This window comes from Ideonella dechloratans, from assembly GCF_021049305.1.
Taxonomy (GTDB): domain Bacteria; phylum Pseudomonadota; class Gammaproteobacteria; order Burkholderiales; family Burkholderiaceae_C; genus Ideonella; species Ideonella dechloratans.
Genome location: NZ_CP088082.1, coordinates 459,140 through 472,450, shown reverse-complemented (window position 1 = coordinate 472,450; position 13,311 = coordinate 459,140). Strand labels below are relative to the sequence as shown.

12 protein-coding genes are annotated in these 13,311 nt (G+C 71.8%); 2 read left to right on the top strand and 10 right to left on the bottom strand.

Features of this window, described 5'->3' with window-relative positions:
- Positions 1 to 24: 24 nt before the first annotated feature.
- From LRM40_RS20115 to LRM40_RS20085, 7 genes are all read right to left on the bottom strand, one after another.
- Positions 25 to 2,727, bottom strand: a complete 2,703-nt coding sequence (locus LRM40_RS20115; protein WP_151123293.1) for a sensor domain-containing protein — start codon at positions 2,725 to 2,727, stop codon at positions 25 to 27.
- A gap of 9 nt (positions 2,728 to 2,736) precedes the next feature.
- On the bottom strand, positions 2,737 to 3,231 hold the full coding sequence (locus tag LRM40_RS20110; RefSeq protein ID WP_151123292.1) for a hydrogenase maturation protease: 495 nt from the start codon (positions 3,229 to 3,231) through the stop codon (positions 2,737 to 2,739).
- Complete coding sequence (locus tag LRM40_RS20105) at positions 3,228 to 4,760, bottom strand: nickel-dependent hydrogenase large subunit (protein ID WP_151123291.1); 1,533 nt, start codon at positions 4,758 to 4,760, stop codon at positions 3,228 to 3,230. Before LRM40_RS20105 ends, LRM40_RS20110 begins: the two co-directional genes overlap by 4 nt.
- 24 nt (positions 4,761 to 4,784) lie before the next feature.
- Complete coding sequence (locus tag LRM40_RS20100) at positions 4,785 to 5,726, bottom strand: NADH-quinone oxidoreductase subunit B family protein (protein WP_151123290.1); 942 nt, start codon at positions 5,724 to 5,726, stop codon at positions 4,785 to 4,787.
- A gap of 134 nt (positions 5,727 to 5,860) precedes the next feature.
- On the bottom strand, positions 5,861 to 7,120 hold the full coding sequence (locus LRM40_RS20095; RefSeq protein ID WP_151123289.1) for an OmpP1/FadL family transporter: 1,260 nt from the start codon (positions 7,118 to 7,120) through the stop codon (positions 5,861 to 5,863).
- A 93-nt stretch (positions 7,121 to 7,213) separates the two neighbouring features.
- Complete coding sequence (locus LRM40_RS20090; RefSeq protein ID WP_151123288.1) at positions 7,214 to 8,305, bottom strand: AbrB family protein; 1,092 nt, start codon at positions 8,303 to 8,305, stop codon at positions 7,214 to 7,216.
- Positions 8,306 to 8,309: 4 nt separating this feature from the next.
- Positions 8,310 to 8,768, bottom strand: coding sequence for a MarR family winged helix-turn-helix transcriptional regulator (locus LRM40_RS20085; RefSeq protein WP_151123287.1), 459 nt, complete (start codon positions 8,766 to 8,768; stop codon positions 8,310 to 8,312).
- Positions 8,769 to 8,892: 124 nt separating this feature from the next.
- Between LRM40_RS20085 and LRM40_RS20080 the strand changes: the two genes are divergently transcribed.
- Positions 8,893 to 9,417, top strand: coding sequence for a YciI family protein (locus LRM40_RS20080; protein ID WP_151123286.1), 525 nt, complete (start codon positions 8,893 to 8,895; stop codon positions 9,415 to 9,417).
- Between the two features lie 21 nt (positions 9,418 to 9,438).
- On the opposite strand, the gene LRM40_RS20075 is transcribed toward LRM40_RS20080, so the two are convergent.
- The 3 genes from LRM40_RS20075 to LRM40_RS20065 form a co-directional block, all read right to left on the bottom strand.
- Positions 9,439 to 10,773 carry an MFS transporter gene (locus LRM40_RS20075; protein WP_231067919.1) on the bottom strand — a complete coding sequence of 445 codons (1,335 nt, stop codon included), beginning with the start codon at positions 10,771 to 10,773 and terminating at the stop codon, positions 9,439 to 9,441.
- A 73-nt stretch (positions 10,774 to 10,846) separates the two neighbouring features.
- Positions 10,847 to 11,641 carry an SDR family NAD(P)-dependent oxidoreductase gene (locus tag LRM40_RS20070; protein WP_151123284.1) on the bottom strand — a complete coding sequence of 265 codons (795 nt, stop codon included), beginning with the start codon at positions 11,639 to 11,641 and terminating at the stop codon, positions 10,847 to 10,849.
- A 49-nt stretch (positions 11,642 to 11,690) separates the two neighbouring features.
- Positions 11,691 to 12,254 carry an ester cyclase gene (locus LRM40_RS20065; protein WP_151123283.1) on the bottom strand — a complete coding sequence of 188 codons (564 nt, stop codon included), beginning with the start codon at positions 12,252 to 12,254 and terminating at the stop codon, positions 11,691 to 11,693.
- Positions 12,255 to 12,380: 126 nt separating this feature from the next.
- Here LRM40_RS20065 and LRM40_RS20060 point away from each other — a divergent pair, with 126 nt between their 5' ends.
- The gene (locus tag LRM40_RS20060; protein WP_151123353.1) at positions 12,381 to 13,310 is read left to right on the top strand and encodes a LysR family transcriptional regulator; all 930 of its coding nucleotides are present in this window, start codon (positions 12,381 to 12,383) and stop codon (positions 13,308 to 13,310) included.
- The last annotated feature ends 1 nt before the right edge of the window (position 13,311 follow it).

Here is a 13,311-nt window from a genome sequence, read left to right as displayed (position 1 = left end):
GGTTTTGCAACAGAGCTTAGGCGTTTACCCTGATCCGGGAGAGCCGGGCTTCTCCGCGATGCAACCCGGGTTTCCCCGGGTCGCCTCGGCGCAGCGGCGGGCAAAGTCGGCCGCCGGCATGGGGCGGGCGAAGCCGAAGCCCTGCACCAGGTCACAGCCGTGGGCCTTCAGAAAGGCGGCCTGACCTTCGGTTTCCACGCCCTCGGCCTGCACCACGAAGCCCAGGCCGTGACCCAGGCCGATCACCGCCCGGGTCACCGTGGCCCCGGCGGCATCGCGCTCCAGGTCCTTGATGAAGGCGCGGTCCACCTTGAGCTTGGACAGCGGCAGCCGCCAGAGGTGGCTCAGCGAGGTCTGGCCGGTGCCGAAGTCGTCGATGGCCAGCGCCACCCCCAGCTCGCGCAGCCGGGCGAGCTGGCGCAGGTCGCGTTCGGCGTGCCGCACGATGTAGGACTCGCTGATCTCCAGCTCCAGGCGCTCGGCGGGCAGGCCGGTGCGTGCCAGCACCGCGGCCACCGTCTCGGCCAGATCGCCGCGCTGGATCTGCAGGCCCGCCACATTGACCGCAATGACGCCGATGGCCAGGCCCTGGTCCAGCCAGGCGCGGGCCTGACGGCAGGCTTCTTCCAGCACCCAGGCGCCGATGGGAATGATGAGCCCGCTGTCCTCGGCCACCGGGATGAACTCGGCCGGCGACACCGGCCCCCGCTCGGGATGGGTCCAGCGCAGCAGGGCCTCGGCGCCCACCAGCTGGCCGTCGCCCAGCGTGAAGACCGGCTGGTAGTGCAGCTGGAATTCCTGCCGCTCCAGGGCGCGGCGCAGGTCGCTCTCCAGGCGCATGCGGTCCAGCGCCAGCTCATTGAGCCGGGGCTCGAACAGGCGATAGCCGCCGCGGGAAGATTCCTTGGCCTGGTAGAGCGCCAGGTCGGCGAACTTGAACAGGCTGGTGACGTCCGAGCCATGCTCGGGGTAGAGGCTGACCCCCACGGTGGTGCCCACTGAGAGGCTGTGCTCTTCCAGCGCGAAGGGCTCACGGAAGGCCTGCAGGATGCGCTGCACGCTGACATCGACATCCTGCGGCGACGCCACGTTCTCCAGCAGCACGACGAACTCGTCGCCGCCCAGCCGCGCCACGGTGTCGGTGTCGCGCACCACCTGCTCCAGCCGCTGGGCCACGGCCTGCAGCAGCGCATCGCCCACCGGGTGGCCCAGGCTGTCGTTGATGTGCTTGAAGCGGTCCAGGTCCATGAAGAGCATGGCCAGCTGGCTGTGGCCCCGCTTGGCGCGCGAGAGGGCCTGGCGGCAGCGGTCCATCAGCAGGGTGCGGTTGGGCAGGCCGGTCAGCGCGTCGTAATAGGCCAGCTGGTGGATGCGCCGGGCCTGGGCCTTCTGCTCGGAGATGTCCGAGAAGATGCCGATGAAGTGGCTGACCGCGCCCTGCTCGTCCCGCACCGCGGTGATGCTCTCCCAGATGGGGACGATGCGGCCGTCGCGGTGGCGGTTGAGCACCTCGCCTTCCCAGTGTCCGCTCTCCAGCAACTGGCCCCAGAGGTCCTGGTAGAAGCTCAGGGCGTGCTGGCCGGACTGCATCATGCTGGGGTTGCGGCCCAGCACCTCGGCTTCTTCATAGCCCAGGATGGCGGTGAAGGCGCGGTTGATCTTGCGGATGCGGCCCTCGCCGTCGGCAATCAGCACCGCGTTGAGGCTGGCATCGAACACGGTGGCGGCCAGGCGCAGCGCGTCCTCGACCTGGCGCCGTTCGGTGATGTCCTGCACCGTGCCCACGCCGCGCAGGCCCTGGCCCGGCAGCGCCTGCAGGCTGGCCCGCAGGTGCACCCAGCGCAGCGGGCCGTCGCGGGTGTCGATGCGGAACTCCAGGTCGCAGCTGCGCCGTTCGGCCAGCGCCTCCATGAAGGTCCGGGCACTGGAGAGGCGATCCTCGGGGTGGATGGCCGAGAAGAGCGCGGCCAGGGTGGGCTCGGTGTCGGTCGAGGCACCGAGCAGGCGGCGGGTTTCGGCCGACCATTTCATGCGCTCGTCCACCGGGTCGAGTTCCCAGCTGCCCAGGTGGGCCACGCTCTCGGCGTCCCGGAAACGGGCGTCGCTGGCCAGCAGTTCGGCCTCCTGCTGCTTGAGCGGACCGATGTCCGCCCCGGTGATGACAGCGCCCTCCTCCTTGCCCTGGGCGCTGTGCAGCAGCACCGCCTCGATCAGATGGTGGCGGTAGCCCCCACCGCGCAGGGCCAGGCGGTGCTCGGCGCGGTAGTGCCCGCGTCGGCGCACCAGTTCGAACAGCACCGAATGCACAGGCCACGGCAGCGGCGGCAACTCGCCAGCCAGGCGCATCTGGTCTTCCGGGTAGAGCAGCAGGTCCACGCTGTCGCCTTCGGCCAGGGGCCGCAGCACCTCGCGGGCCCGGCTGTTGCTGCGGCGCAGCCGGCCGTGGGCGTCCAGCACGATGACGACGCTGCCCACGGTGTCCATCACCCGCTCGGAGAAGGCGGCCAGCGACTGTTCGCGGTCACGCGCCGACTGCAGGGCCGCCCGCTGCTGCTCCAGCCGGGCCAGCATGGCATCGGCCTGCTCGGCGCCGGCCATCAGCTCGAATTCGAGCGCCCCGTTGGCCAGGCGCAGGGCCTGCAGTTCCAGCCTCAGGCTGGCGAGTTCGTCCGCCGGGGCGGGTGGCAGCAGCCCTGCAGGCAAGGGACGGCTCGACGGTTGGCTCATCGCGCGCCCTCAGCAGACGCCGGCCACGGCCGGCATCTGCCAGCGGCGGTCAGCCAGCCAGTCGGCGACCATCCGGGCGGCGGGCGCCACGGCCTGCGCGACCGCGGGAGACAGCCCGAGGTGGAAGGACCGCAGCGCGGCCATCTCGATGGTCAGCAGCCGCGCCGGCACACCTGCCGGACGGGCGGCCCGCCAGGCCCGCAGCAGATGACCCAGGCCCATGCCGTGGCCCACGGCGGCCGTCTCCAGCGGCACCTGGGCCGGATCGCGTTCGGCCAGGCGGCCGGGCTGCCCCGCGGGTTCGGCCGCGTCCACCAGCACCACGGCCGGGGCGTCCATCAGCCAGGCCAGGGCGTCCAGGCCCCGGGTGCCCACGGCCTGCACCGACCAGCCCGGCGGCAGCCCCGCCGCCACCAGGCAGCAGCCCACCGCCTCGGCCACCCCGTCGTCGCCATGCAGGGCATTGCCGAAGCACAACACCACACCACCGGCCCCATGGCTCATGCGTCCACCCTCAGGCTGGGCGTGTCGGCACCCACGAAGTGAACGGTGCACACCAGGCAGGGGTCGTGCGAGCGGATCAGGTGGCCGACCTCGATCGGGTCCTCCGGGTCCTGCACGCGCAGCCCCACCAGGCTGGCCTCCCAGTGGCCGGGCTGGCCCAGGCTGTCGCGCGGCGAGGCGTTCCAGCCGGTGGGCGTGATGATCTGGTAGCGGTGCACCACGCCATCGCGCACCTGCACCCAGTGGCCCAGCGCGCCTCGCGCGGCCATGATCAGGCCGGCGCCATCGCCGTCCACCTCGGTGCCCGGCGCCGGCGGCACGAAATGCGGTTCGTCCAGGTGGGCGCCCAGTTCGTCGAGCATGCGCAGGCCGTGCCGCAGGGCCACGCCGATGTGGCGCACCCGGGCGAACTGGCGCAGCCAGGCCCCGCCGCCCTGGCGGGACCAGAGATCACGGATCAGCGGATCGCCCGCGATCAGCAACTCGGCCAGCGGGCCGGTCTGCACCACGCGGCCGTCGTAGCGGGGTGCCTTGGCCCAGGTGTAGCGGTCGGTCTCGGGCTGGTAGTCCGGCACGGTCTCGCCCTCGAAGGGATGTCGACCGCCCTCGTAGGGCCGGAACCAGGAATGCCGCACATGCTCGGTGATGCGCGCCGGGTCCAGCGGCTGGATCTGGCCGGAGTCGCCATCCAGAAAGCCGGCCGGCAGGGTGTGGCGCGGCTCGCCGCGGGCCCAGGCCTCGGGCTCGCACCAGGTGCCGAAAGCCAGCATGTGGGGCGTGCCCTGGCCCAGCATGTCCAGGCCCTGCCCGCGCAGGAAGCGGGTCAGCAGGCCCAGCGCCGCGGCGGCCGGGCCGGGCTGGGCCAGCCAGGTCTCGAAGGCCTCGGCCGAATCCAGCGCCAGCCAGGCGCCCAGCCCACCGCCGAGAATGCGTTGCTCGTACCAGCGCTGCAGCCCCAGCAGCGCGCTGCGGCAGGCCACCAGCCGGCGGGTGTCGGCCGGGGTCACCACGCCGCCGGGCAGCATGTAGGACGAATGCGGCCACTGCCCGCCGAAGTGCGCGACGATCTGCAGCACCTGGCGGGTCTGGGTCAGGGTCTCGCGGTAGACGTCGCCCTTGAAGGGTTCGAAGGCGGCCATGAGCGGCGCATGCAGCGGATCGGCCGCATAGCGCGGGTGGCACAGGTCCGGCGCGAAGAAGAGGAAGGTCTGCCGCAGGTCGTTCTGCAGGCCTTCGGCGATCAGGCAGAGGTTGCGGATGCGGGTGGCGTTGGGCGGCACCGGCGTGGACCAGATCTGCTCCAGCGCCAGCACGCCGGCATACAGATGGGCCGTGCCGCAGATGCCGCAGACCCGCGGGGTGATGACCATGGCGTCGCGCGGGGCGCGCCCCAGCAGGATCTGTTCGAAGCCGCGGTACATGGTGCCCTGGGTGCGCGCGGCCACCACCACGCCGTCCTCCAGCGTGACCTGCACACTGAGGTCGCCCTCGACGCGGTTGAGATCCAGGTTCAGTTCGATGCGGGCCATGTGGAACGATGCTAGCCGCCCCGCTCAGGGCTTCATCTTCTTGTCACGCACCCGTTGCGGGGCTGCCGCACGGGCCAGGTTCTTGTATGCCATGTAGCGCGGCCGCTCGACCCCCAGCGGCAGGCGGATGGGCACTTCGCCCATCTTCTCGGTGCGAAACAGGTCACCGTCGCGCGGGAAGGTCGGCGAGGTGCAGCCGAAACAGGGCACGCCCGCCCGGGTCTTGCTGCTGGTGCCGTTCCACAGGTCGGCATTGCACACCGCCTGGGTCATCGGCCCCTGGCAACCCAGGTTGAAAAACAGGCAGGCGCGGTCGCCCGGCTGGGTGTCCTCGACGTCGTACTCGTGGTATTCGTTGCGGGTGCAGCCTTGGTGCACCACGGTGCTGAAATGCGAGGCCGGCCGGTTCAGCCCGTCCAGCGGCAGCGGCAGGCCCAGGGCCAGCACGGCCAGGGTCTGGGTCATGGTGTTGGGGTGGGCGGGGCAGCCCGCCACGTTAATGACCGGCAGGCCCCGGCGCGAGCGCCAGTCCGGCGCCAGCAGCCCCCCGGGCTGGGCATGGTCGAACTGCAGGCCGATGCAGTCCGAGGGGTTGGGCGGGGCCGCATGCACCCCGCCAAAGGCCGCGCAGGTGCCCATGGCCACCACCACGCCGGCCCGCTCGGCGAGGTCGCGCACCAGGTCCATCTTGCCGCGGCCGCGGTAGGGGTCGCACAGGCCCGTGCCGCGCGGGGCAGTGATGATGCTGCCCTCGACGCACAGGATGTCCAGGGTCTGCTCACCGGCCAGGATGGCATCCACCAGGTGGTCGAAGCGCCGGGCATGACCATGCGAGAGCGAGGGATGCCAGAGCAGTTCCACGCCCCCGTCCTGGAGCAGTTGCTCCAGGCTGGGAGATTCCGCGCTCAGGATGGCGAGGGAGTCGCCGCCACAGGCGCCGGTTTGAAGCCAGAACAGAGTCGCCATCGGATCCAGGTGTGCCGCAGGGTTGCCCCCTCATCCGGGCGCGGCCCATCCTGACCCGGCTGATCCTCTTATCGGCAACGGCCGTGCGGACTCAAGTCCGCGGATCTGGGCCCGATTGTCTCAAACGACGGGGCTCAGTAGAGCCAGCCCCAGGACAGGCCGATCACGTCCTCGCTCAGGTGGACGTTGGCCTCGCCCCCGCCGAAGTTGGCCGGGATGGACCCCTGGCCATGCACGGCCTTCTTGAAGGCGTGGCCGTAGAAGGCGCTCCATTCGCTGCGCTCGCCGGTCTTCCAGCTCAGGCCCAGCGTGGCATGGTCCTGCACCACCCCGGGAGCCAGGATGTTGAAGAAGGTCTGGCTCTGCGGCACGGGCTGGGTGGCATGGCTGTAGCCGGCCCGCAGCGTCAGCGCGGGCGACCACTGGTAGGCGGCCCCGAGCTTGACCACCTGCACGTCCTTCCAGCCGAAGCCCGCGCCCCCATCGGCGCCCAGGGGCTGACCGGCCAGCAGCGGCGCCAGGGGCGTGCCCACCGACTGGACGCCGCTGTACTGGATCACCTGGTAGTCCAGGGCCAGCGTCCAGTCCTGGCTGGGCTGGTAGGCCAGGCCCACACCGTAATTCGCCGGGATGTCGAAGCTGCCCTGGTCGGCGAACAGCCCCCGGTACTTGTCGAAGCGGCCGTGGATCTTGGACGACCAGGTCGCCCCCAGCCGCCACGCGGGGCTGAGCTGGCCGATCCAGCCCAGGCGCACGCCGGCGCCCACCGAGCTGTCATTGCCCAGGCCGCTGACCTGGGTGGGGGCTTGTGATGCGGGGGTGAAGGGGCTCAGGCCCTCGGCGGAAAAACGCTGCCAGGCCAGGTTGAGCGCGACGCTGACCGCGTGGTCCTCGTTCAAACGGTAGGCCACCGAGGGCGAGATGAAGAGCTGCTCCAGGTTGACACCGGTATGCCCGGTCTCGCCGAAGGCGGCAAACGGGCTGCGGTCGTACTGGGTGTTCATGCCCCCGTTGCCGTAGACGGCCAGGCCCAGGCTCAGGCGCTCGTCGAGCTGCCGCGTCAGGCCGAACTCGGGAATGAAGAAGGCCTTGCGGCCGTTGCCGCTGTAGCTGCCGTCCAGCCCGGCGCCATTGCCTTCGATGCTGGCGCCACGGCTGGGCAGGAAGGCATTCAGGCCGGCATCCAGCCGGTCGCCGACCCAGGCGGTTCCCGCGGGGTTGGTGGCCCCGGTCAGGGCGTCCTGCGGCAGCGCGATGCCGGTGCCGGCCATGCCCTCGCTCTTGACGCCGTAACCGTGGGCGAAATAGCCGTTGGTGGCGTGGGCCACCCCGGGCAGGGCACTGGCACTGCCCAGCAGAATGGACAGCAAGGACAGCGGGAGACGGCGAGACATCGATACATCCTGATGTATGAACGGGGTGCCCACTGTAGGCGGCCCACCTCGCCTGTCCAAGGAAAAGATCGCTATGTGCTCATGACGAATCTGTCACTGGACCGGGGCCGGTGGCAGGGACGAACGCCGGGACACCCAGCGCGCCACCGCCGGCCCCACGGCCAGCACCGCCAGCAGGCGGCCGGTCTGCATGGCCATCACGAAGGGCGCGTCCACATGGCTGGAAGCGGCAATCAGGGCCACCGAGTCGGCCCCGCCAGGGCTCATGGCCAGGTAGGCGGTCAGCGGGTCGATGTCCATCCAGACCACCAGCAGCGCGGCCATGCCGGTGCACAGCAGGATCAGCAGGGACAGCACCGCCAACAGGCGGGGCAGCAGGCGCAGGGCATGGCGGATCACCGCCCGGTCGAAGCGCTGCCCGATGTTCCAGCCCAGGCACAGGGCTGCGGCGGCCAGCAGCCAGGGGGGCAGCACGATGTCCAGCCCGGCCACGTCCTGCATCAGCACCCCGGCGGCCAGGCCCAGCACCAGCGCCCCGCCCGGCGGACGCCAGCGCCAGGCCGCCAGCGCCGCCAGCGCGCCCACCCCCAGGGTCAGCGTCAGGCCGCGGCCGTCCACCGGGGCCATCCAGGCGACCCGTGCGTGGCCGGCCGGCGCATCGGCCCCGCCCACCACCGTCGCGGCCACCATCATCAGCGAGGCCACCATCACCACCCGCAGGTACTGCATCAGGGCCACCAGGCGCACATCGGCGCCGAACTCGCCGGCCAGCAGCGTCATGGCCGTGGCCGCCCCCGGAAAGGAGCCCCAGATGGCCGTGGAGCCCGGCAGCAGCCGCCAGCGGGCCAACTGCCAGCCCAGGCCCACGCTCAACACGATGACCGAGGTCACGCCCAGCAGGAAGACCTCCCAGTGCCGCATCAGCTCGGTGAACACCGGCAGGGGGCAGGCGCGGGCGATCATCATGCCCAGCAGGCCCTGCGACAGCATGAAGCCCGCCATCGGCACCGGCACCCGGCGCTCGCCCAGGGCCACCACCACGCCGGCGACGATCGCCCCCAGCAGGGTGGGCGCCGGGGTGCGCAGCAGGGCCAGCAGGCCCGACAACAGCGCGGTGAGCGCGAGCAGCCCGGCCCAGCGCACGGCCAGCGAGGCGGAGCGGACATCCTGCGATGGTGCGGGCATGCGCTCAGTCCTCGGCATCGGCCAGGCGGGCCAGCAGCGGCACGGCCTGCACCAGCAGCGCCTGCTCCTGCGGGCTGCACAAGCGGCTCACGGCGGCCAGCAGCCAGTCGTCCCGGCTGGCGCGGCTGTCGTGCACTGCCCGTCGCCCGGCGGCGGTCAGGCTCAGCAGCACCTTGCGGCCATCGCCGGGGTCAGGCCGGCCCTGCACCAGGCCCAGAGCCTGCAGGCTGGCCACCACCGCGCCCATGGACTGGGGCCGCATGTGCTCGACCTGGGCCAGCTCGGCCACGGTGGCGTCCTCGTGCCGGATCAGGTGGTGGAACACCGCCACCTGGGCGGTGTTGAACTGGCGCAGCTCGCTCTGGCTGCGCAGGCGCCGCTGCAGGCGGCCCAGCAGCCCGCGCAACTCGCCGAGGGCGGCCCCCAGCTCGTCGGGGTCGATGGGGGAAGGCGAAGCCGGCATTTTGGAAGTTTACCTTCTGATTCACACCCTCTGGTCCAAGCCAGCGCCGCGGTCACGGCTTTCCCCACTTGCGGCCGCAGACACGGCCCCTAGCATCCGGACACCGCGGTCCTGGAGCACGCCCATGCTGTGTCGGTCCCCCGCCCTGCGCGCATTCCCACCGGCCCGCCGGCCCCTGCCACTGCTGGGCGCGCTGTTCGCCGGCCTCGTGCTGCAGGCAGCCCCCCTGCGGCCGGCCCGGGCCGCCGAGGCCCCGGCCTACGACGCGGCGCTGGCCCAGCGCCTGGGCGCGGATGCACGCGGCATGCGTTCCTATGTGCTGGTGCTGTTGCGCAGCAGCGGGCATCCGGTGCCGGCCGGCCCCGCCCGGGATGCGATGTTCCAGGGTCATTTCGCCAACATCGGACGCTTGGCCCAGGCCGGCACGCTGGCCCTGGCCGGGCCGGCCGACGGGGTGGAGGGCCTGCGCGGCCTGTTCGTGCTGGCGGTGCCGGACATCGAGGCCGCCCGCGCCCTTGTCGGCACCGATCCGGTCATCCGGGAGGGCGAGATGGTGGCGGAATACCACCGCTTCTACGGCACGGCCGGGCTGATGGCGCTCTACGAGATCCACCAGAAGCTGCAGGCCCCCCAGCCCGCCCCACCGTGACGACCTGCCCGGCGGGGCCCCTCAGCGCCGAAGCAGCCGCTGTCCGGCATCGGCCGGCAGGCGCCAGCAATCCACCAGCGCCAGCAGGGCCAGGCCGGCCATCGCCAGGAAGGCGCCGTGGAAGTCACCCACGCCGGGCTGGCCGGCCGGGGTGTCGCGCAGCAACTCGGTGACGCTCAGGGCCAGGGCGCCCAGCGCGATGCCCATGCCGGTGTTCATCTGGGCCAGCACCGAGAAGAGCGTGGTGGCGTGGCGCATCTGATCCTGCGGCACATCGGCATAGGCCAGGGTGCTGGTGGCGGTGAACTGCATGGAGCGGTTCATGCCGCTGATGAAGACCAGCAGCGCCGTCCACAGCCGGGGGGTGTCGGGTTCCAGCCCGGCGCAGGCCGCAAAGCCCAGGGCCACCAGCAGGCCATTGACCAGCATCACCCGCCGAAAGCCGAAGCGACGCAGCAGCGCCGTGGTGGCCGGCTTGATGGCCAGGTTGCCGGCGAACAGCCACAGCAGCATGGCGCCGGCCTCCACCGCCGACCAGCCGAAGCCCAGCTGGAACATCAGCGGCAGCAGGAAGGGCGCCGCGCTGATGGCCATGCGAAACAGCGAGCCCCCCACCGCGCAGGCGCGGAAGGTGGCGATGCGCAGCGGCGCCAGCCCGAAGAGAGGTTCGGGGGCCCGACGCAGGTGCCCCACGCTCAGGCCCAGCAGGCCCAGGCCCGCCAGCAGCGCCACCGCCCAGCCCCAGGCCGGCAGGTCGGCCCGGCTGGCCATCTCGATGCCGCCCATCAGCAGGGCCAGCGCCGATCCGGTCAGCACAAAGCCGCGGCGGTCGAAGCCCAGCGCCGTCGATGCGCTGGGCGGCAGCAGGCGGGCGCTGGCCAGCAGGGCCAGCCCGCCCAGCGGCAGGTTCAGCCAGAAGATCCAGCGCCAGCCCCAGTGGGTGCTGATCCAGCCACCCACCGGCGGGCCGAGCATGAAGGCCACCAGCCCCGGCCAGGTGAGGATGGCCACGGCCCGCACGATGCCTTCCTTGGGCGTGCCGCGCAGCACCAGCATGCGGCCCACCGGCACCATCATCGCCCCGCCGATGCCCTGCAGCGTGCGGGCCAGCGTGAAGCTCCACAGGCCTTGCGCGGCGGCGCAGGCCAGCGAGGCCAGCGTGAACACCGCGATGGCCAGCGAGAACACCCGGCGCGCGCCGAAGCGGTCCGCCGCCCAGCCGCTGATGGGGATGAAGACCGTCAGGGCCACCAGATAGGCCGAGATCCCCACCGACAGATGGGCCGCGGCCTCGCCGAAGTCGCCCGCCATGGCCGGCAGCGCCGTCGTGATGACGGTGGCGTCCAGGTTCTCCATGAAGTACACCGCCGCCACCAGCAAGGCGACGGCGGTGCGGCGGTCCAGGCGGGCCGGGTCCGTCGCCACGGGTTCAGACAATGTCGTCCACCACGCCGCCATCCACCCGCAGGGCCGCGCCGGTGGTGGCGGAGGCCTGCGGCGAGCAGACGTAGACCACCATCGAGGCCACCTCGTCCACCGTGGCGGCGCGCTGGATGATCGAGCTGGGACGCTGGGTGCGGACGAAGCCGTTGAAGACATCCTCCAGCGACTGACCCGTGCGGGCGACCTCGTCCTTGAGCATCTCGGCCACGCCGTCGGACAGCGTGGGCCCCGGCAGCACGGCGTTGACCGTCACCCCGCTGCCCGCCACCCGCTTGGCCAGGCCGCGCGAGAGGGCCAGTTGCGCGGTCTTGCTGACACCGTAATGGATCATGTCCGCCGGGATGTTGCGGGCCGACTCGGAGGCGATGAACACCACCCGGCCCCAGCCCTTGTCCACCATGGCCGGCAGCAGCGCCCGCGACAGGCGCACGCCAGACATGACGTTGGTCTGCCAGTAGCGCTCCCAGGTGGCGTCGTCGGTCTCGAAGAAGTCCTGCGGGCCGTAGATGCCGGCGTTGTTGACCAGGATGTCCACCGCCGGCACGGCCGCCAGCAGGGCCTCGGCACCGGCTGCATCGCTCAGGTCGGCCACCGCGCCGCGCAGGCGGGCCCCGGGCAGCGCGGCCCGCAGCGATTGCAGGGCCCGGTCCACCGTGGCGGCGCTGCGGCCGTGCAGCACCACCTCGGCGCCGCTGTCGGCCAGACCGCGGGCGATGGCATGGCCGATGCCGGCGGTGGAGGCCGTGACGAGGGCCACGCGGCCCGTGAGATCGATGTTCATGGGAATGCTCCTGAAGGTGAGAGTGTGACCCGAAGCGGGTGGCGTCTGTTCAGAGGACCACCAGCCCCATTTGCTGCAGCAGGGTCAGGTTGTCCTCGAGGTGCCAGTTCTCGGCGATGCGGCCGTCCTGTACGCGGTAGATGTCGGTGGCGATGAAGTCAATGGCCTGGCCCTGGCCGGTGCGACCATGGAACTGCCCGCTGAAGTGGCCGGTGAAGCGCAGGTGGGACACCACCCGGTCGCCCGAGACGATCATCTGCTCGATCTCGCAGCGCAGGTCGGGCACGGCCTGGCGGAAGCCCGCCGAGGCGGCCAGCGGCCCGGCCAGCCCCTGGGCGCGGCCGGGCGGCAGGGTGCGGTCCATGAAGTCCGGCGCCAGGGCGGCCCGAGCCAGGGCCTCCTCGCCGGTCGACCAGAAGCTGCCATAGCGGCGCGCGGCCAGGATCTCGCGCTCGGCCTGGGCCCGGTCCAACTGGGCATCCACCACCAGGGTGCGGGGCTGGATCAGCGCCTCCTCGGCGCGGGCGGGGCCGGCCACGGCCGACAAAGTGGCCACGGCGGCCACGATGGTCAGAAGGTTCAGCCCCGTGGGCCGTGAAGAAAGACGGTGCATGTCGATGTGCTCCCTCGCAGTGAGTGACAGGAAAAGCCGGGGTCCGGCATGGGGAGCGACTTTGATTTAACGTCCATGCAAGATAAAGAACACCCGATCTCAAAGACTTTCTTCACAGGCAAGAAGATGATCCGCATCGACGATCTGCAGGTTTTCGTCCAGACCGCCGAGGCCGGGAGCTTCTCGGCCGCGGCCCGGCTGCTGGACCTCACCCCTGCCCTGGCCAGCAGCGCGGTGCAGCGGCTCGAGCGCGAACTGGGCCTGCGCCTGCTGGTGCGCTCCACCCGCAGCATGCGGCTGTCGGAGGAAGGCGCGCGCTACCTGCCCCATGCCCGCAGCGTGCTGGCCGCGCTGGCGGCCGGCCAGGAGGCGCTGGACCAGGGCCGCGCCGAGATCGCCGGGCCGCTTCGCCTGTCGGTGCCCTCGGACCTGGGCCGGCAGGTGCTGCTGCCCTGGCTGGACGACTTCCAGGCCGAGCACCCCCGGCTGCAGCTGCAGTTGCGGGTCAGCGACCGCTTCACCGACCTCTTCCGCGCCGCGGTGGACGCCGGCATCCGCTACGGGCAGCTGGCCGACTCGGGCCTGGTGTCGCTGCCGCTGGCCTCGGACAACCGTCGCATCGCCTGCGCGGCCCCGTCCTATCTGGAACGTCACGGCCGCCCGGCCACGCCGGCCGAGCTGCGGCAGCACAACTGCCTGCGCTATGTGATGGGCGAGCACACCCACGAGCGCTGGAGCTTCCACCTGCCCTCGGCCCAGGGCGGCCTGCAGACCGTGCCGGTGCGTGGGGACCGGATCAGCGACGATGGCGAAGTGGTGCGCCGCTGGGCCTTGTCGGGCCAGGGCATCGCCTACAAATCGGCGCTGGACGTGGCCGAAGACCTGCGCACCGGTCGCCTCGTGGCCCTCTTTCCGCTGGACTGGGGCGAGCCCGCCCCGCTGCAGATGGTCTGCCCGGACCGGGCCAGCCTGGGCCCGGCCATCCAGCGCCTGCGGGACTTTCTGGTGGCGCGCTGCGTGGCCTGGCTGCGCGAGCTGCCGGGGCCGCGGGCCTGAG